Source organism: Anaeromassilibacillus sp. Marseille-P3371, from assembly GCF_900169665.1.
Classification (GTDB): domain Bacteria; phylum Bacillota; class Clostridia; order Oscillospirales; family Acutalibacteraceae; genus Anaeromassilibacillus.
The window spans coordinates 139,752-141,835 of record NZ_LT835157.1; the positions used below are offsets into that span (position 1 = coordinate 139,752).

Below are 2,084 nucleotides of genomic sequence, written 5' to 3' on the forward strand. Positions count from 1 at the left end.
AATCGATAACAGGGAACTTCCGTAGGAGGCGCCGTATAAAGGACATTGTGTGTCTGAATTGGATAGAAACATTGTAATTGTATTATAGGAAAAGTAGAAGTAACCGATATTCAATCAAGTGACCGGCAATTGGTAACAGGGAACTTTCGTAGAAGGACATCGAAGGCGCGAAAGACGTGATGTATCCGTTTATGATAGGTGAACATAAGAATTAAGTTGTGGAAAGAGTAAAAATAGCGGGTATCCGAATCAAGTGGCTAGTAATCGATAACAGGGAACTTCCGTAGGAAGTACCATAGGGATGAAGGACGTTGTGTGTCTGGAATGGATAGGCAAACATTGGAATTGCATTATAGGAAAAGGAGAAGTAACCGGTACTCAATCAAGTGCCTAACGGTCAATAATAAGGGACTTCCGTAGGAGATGCCGAAGGCGCAAAAGATGCGATGTATCCAATAATAAGGCAACATCGGAATCGTGTTGTGGAAGGAGTAAAAATAGCTGGAATCCGATCACTGGTGTATCTAAAAAATCAATAATCATTCGGATCTACACTTCTCCCGCTTGCGTGGGTTGTAGTAGCTCTTTCAGTAGAGTAGAGGTCCATAACCGTGCGGCGGTTCTTAAAGATATTTTTCATTTTTCCTCGGCCACACTCTTGTGAAATTCCGTATGTTCATATTTTTGTCTGGTACCCCTACGGACAGAAATGCAAAACAGGGCCACCTTAAAAAGCACCGGCAATCCTTGCTGCCTATTCCACCACCCCTGCTAACGCCTCTCTCCCCTTTCAAACTATATCCCACAAAAACAAAGTCTCTGTACCGGATTATGTACTGCCCCCAATTATACGGATAGCACAAAAAGTCCCTTGGTAGGAAAAATTAAGTTTTAAGCGGAGTGGCGCAGCGTGAGCGGCGCCACTCCAGCTTTTAACTGGATACGGTCGTGGTTGTAAAAATAAATGTAGCTGTCAATGCCCTCCCTGGCCTCAGCAAATGTCGTTGGCTTGAGGCGGGAGATGCACTCTATTTTTAGAATGGAGAAGAAATTTTCTGCCATAGCATTGTCATAACAGTTTCCCCGTCTTGACATGGACGGCGTTATACCATAGGATTGAGTCAGGTGAAAATACTCTCGGGAAGTGTATTGAAACCCTTGGTCGCTGTGGAGCTATAACGTTGCAGCGACTCTCTTTTTCTCCTTCATCATAGCCAGGTGGATGGTATCCAAAACGAGATTCACCGTCTGCTGTGTACCGGTCTTATAGGCAACAACGCTGTTATTATACAAATCACGAATCGTGGATGGGTACAACACTCCCTCTTTGGTGTGGATGTAGGAGATATCGGTCACCCATTTGCTGTTGGGCCTGTCTGCTTGAAATGGACGCTTCAAAAGGTTTTCATATTTGTGCAGTTGTTGACCCATCTGAACCCATTGTCTCCGGCGGCGAATTTCTGCCCAAAGGCCGTATTTCTTCATGATTCGCAGAATTGTCTTGGATTGCGGTGCGTGCCTTGTTTCTCCAACCACAGCCACATCCGTCGATATCCATATATCTTGAAGCAGCGCCCTCGCTGAACGTGGATAGCTTCCGCCAAATCTGCATCCTTCTCCTTCATCCTTCTTCTTGCGTTCCAAACGGTGGACAAAGTCATCATATCCACTCCGGGATACCTCAAAAAACCGGTACATGACAGAGACCAGATAACGCTCTCGGTTCCTATAGATCACATGATATTCTACTTTTGGCCTTACTTCCTTTCTGTGAATTGCAGAAAATCCTGCAACCGCTTGTTTCCATGCGAAGCCGTTCCAGTTCGCTCTTTTCGTTCTGCCGAGGTGGTTCCCCGTCTTTGCGCGGACGGCCCTTTGGGCGTGGCGCAATTCCGGATACCGTACGTTTTACCTCTTTGTTGTATCGATGAACCCCGTTCTTAATTTGAACTTTATCAAGGCCGAAATAGTCCGCTATTTCTTGTCTGGATTTCCTTGCTTCGCGCATTGCGTTGATCTCTGCCCCGAGAATTTTGATGTTTGTCCATTTCTTTTTTGACATGATAATACCCCCTGATGTAGTA

2 protein-coding genes are annotated in these 2,084 nt (G+C 45.3%); both read right to left on the reverse strand.

The genetic code is table 11. The features are described from left to right. Nucleotides 1-891: 891 nt before the first annotated feature. Nucleotides 892-1,125 carry an IS3 family transposase gene (locus tag B9Y59_RS14895; RefSeq protein ID WP_330395911.1) on the reverse strand — a complete coding sequence of 78 codons (234 nt, stop codon included), beginning with the start codon at nt 1,123-1,125 and terminating at the stop codon, nt 892-894. A 48-nt stretch (nt 1,126-1,173) separates the two neighbouring features. Then, nucleotides 1,174-1,737 carry a hypothetical protein gene (locus tag B9Y59_RS14900; protein WP_143255179.1) on the reverse strand — a complete coding sequence of 188 codons (564 nt, stop codon included), beginning with the start codon at nt 1,735-1,737 and terminating at the stop codon, nt 1,174-1,176. Nucleotides 1,738-2,084: the final 347 nt, after the last annotated feature.